Annotated in this window: 2 protein-coding genes; both read right to left on the bottom strand. The window is 61.4% G+C overall.

Features of this window, described 5'->3' with window-relative positions:
* A partial coding sequence (locus JNL55_RS35570) for a hypothetical protein (protein WP_415923231.1) occupies positions 1-216 on the bottom strand: 216 nt, incomplete at its 3' end.
* A 79-nt stretch (positions 217-295) separates the two neighbouring features.
* Positions 296-2,093 (bottom strand): hypothetical protein (locus JNL55_RS35565; RefSeq protein ID WP_293866237.1); only part of this gene is annotated, 1,798 nt, incomplete at its 5' end.

Genomic DNA, 2,093 nt, shown 5'->3' with positions numbered 1-2,093 from the left:
CGAGATGCCGTGCATGCCGGCCTTGTTGCGGACGGCAGATTCGGTGCGACGTAACGTGCTGGCAATCATGTCCGGGGCTGCGCCGGTCTCCGCCAGTTCCCGCAGCGTCTTCAAGTCCGCCGATGACCACTCATTGCGATTGACACGGCGCTGGAAGCTGATTCCGGGCCCGCCGCATCTGCGCCGCCCATACATGGGCCGCGAAACCTCACTCATACTCTCTCCACGACCATCGACTCAGAATCAACCCAGCTTTGACAGCCCGAGCGCGATAAGTTCCGTGGCAGGTATTACTTCAACTGCCGGAGCGTCCCCCGGGCCCGCTGCGTACGAAGTTGAAGGCCTGGCCGATCTGGCCCAGGAACGCGACGGCGCCGGCGACGATGGCGGACACCACTTTGAACTTGTCACCCGCCGACCAGCTGAACCAGATCACCGCCAGTAACAAAACGATCAGTAGCACGGCGGTGACCGTGGAGCGCCAGCCCTTGCCAGCCCCTTGAGTGGCATCCTGCTGCCACTGAGCCACGTCGTCGTTGCTCTCGGCAGTGCGCACGAAGCTTTCGAAGCTCGGGTCGGCGATCTTCGGCCACGGATCCAGTTTCAATAGACCGCGCGTCAGCAAAGCTTGAATAGTCGCAACGTTTCGCGGATTGGCCAGACGCCCACGCGCCAGTTCATACAGCAGCACGCGCTCCGATCGACAACACAGCTTCCAGATGCGGTGATGATCGACTGCCGCCAAGTGCGGATGCGTGCGCGGCGCGTCCACGTTTTCCAGATCGCGACACTCGAATTTTTGTAGCACGTTGTCCCAGCGCAGCGCTTCTTCCAGCGGCAGCGCGTGTTGCGGCCCCGACTCGGGATAACGCTCTGGGTGATAGAGCTGCTCGATGGGCGAGCGACGACACAGAATCATCACCTGCACGTCCGGATTCTCGACCAGCCGCTCCAACGCATCCAGAATGTCGCGACGGCGCGGAGCGTCCGCGAGCGCAATTTCCAGATTGGTGAGCAGCACTATTCCTTGCAACACGCGCTCCGACGCAAGCTCGGTGTACAGCGCCTTGGTCGCCAAGTTCACCCGCGTCACACCAGCGATGGCACCCGCCCGCACGGCAAGCACCACCCGATCCACTTCTTCAACAGGAATACGGCGAGAGTAGAACACCACGCCATGATTGGAGTTGGCCGACGTCGCCAGCCGATGACCGTGTTTGTGTAATCCGGTGCCCAGCAGGCGACGTGCGATGAACAGCGATAACAGCCAGGTCACAAACAACGCCGACAGCAATGCCAAGACACTGCCCAGCAAGCCAGCGACTCCTTCGAAGCGGCGGGCGTCGTCATCATGCATTTCTACCGGCGTCTGTGCCGGTTCCGCACGAATCGTGAAGCTCTGGCCGTCGGTAGTCCGGAACGAGCATTCCTCGACCGTCTGCTTGGAATGGCACACCGGATTCCAACCATTCATACGGCCGAGCAAACGAATGCGACGCTGCTGTGTCTCCCCCTGCACGGCCGCATCCCAGGTCTCTCGGCGCCAGAAGTCCAGATCGCGACGAGTGATCAAGGTCGCCAGCGGCGGCTCATCGAACACACACAACGCCCAAACATTTTCCTGGCCCGCGGCCGGTTTGCCGTTGCAGGTCCCGAGCGAATAACCAGGCACCGGCATGACCTTGGACGGTTTCGCCAGCTGTGCGGCCGGCGGAAAATCACGCTCGCGATTGTCGCTGGACGACAGCCAACGATGCAGATCGCTGGCGATGACAGCACTGCGTTGCTGAATGTCGTGGGCCGCGCCCAGCAACCCGTCGCGCAGCAGTCCTTGCACTTGAACGTCGTGATATCCCAACGCCATCCAGCCCGCCGGCAGCGCCGAGATCAACAGCAACCACAGCGCGATACAAACACTATGAACTGAAAACCTGTGCTGTAAAAACACCGCGGCCACCGCCAGCGCCAACAACACCCACATGACCCGAGTAATCAAGCTGACCGGACCCTCGGCCCACAGTTCGTACACCGTCACCAGACTCAGCGCGACAGCAAACACTCCAACGCCCCAGTGCGCGTAGCTGCAACTCGAT

Origin of the sequence: Steroidobacter sp. (assembly GCF_016790065.1) — a bacterium.
In the GTDB taxonomy this organism is placed as follows: Bacteria; Pseudomonadota; Gammaproteobacteria; order Steroidobacterales; family Steroidobacteraceae; genus Steroidobacter.
The sequence above is the reverse complement of the archived record's forward strand: the minus strand, read 5'-3'. Positions and strand labels throughout refer to the sequence as shown.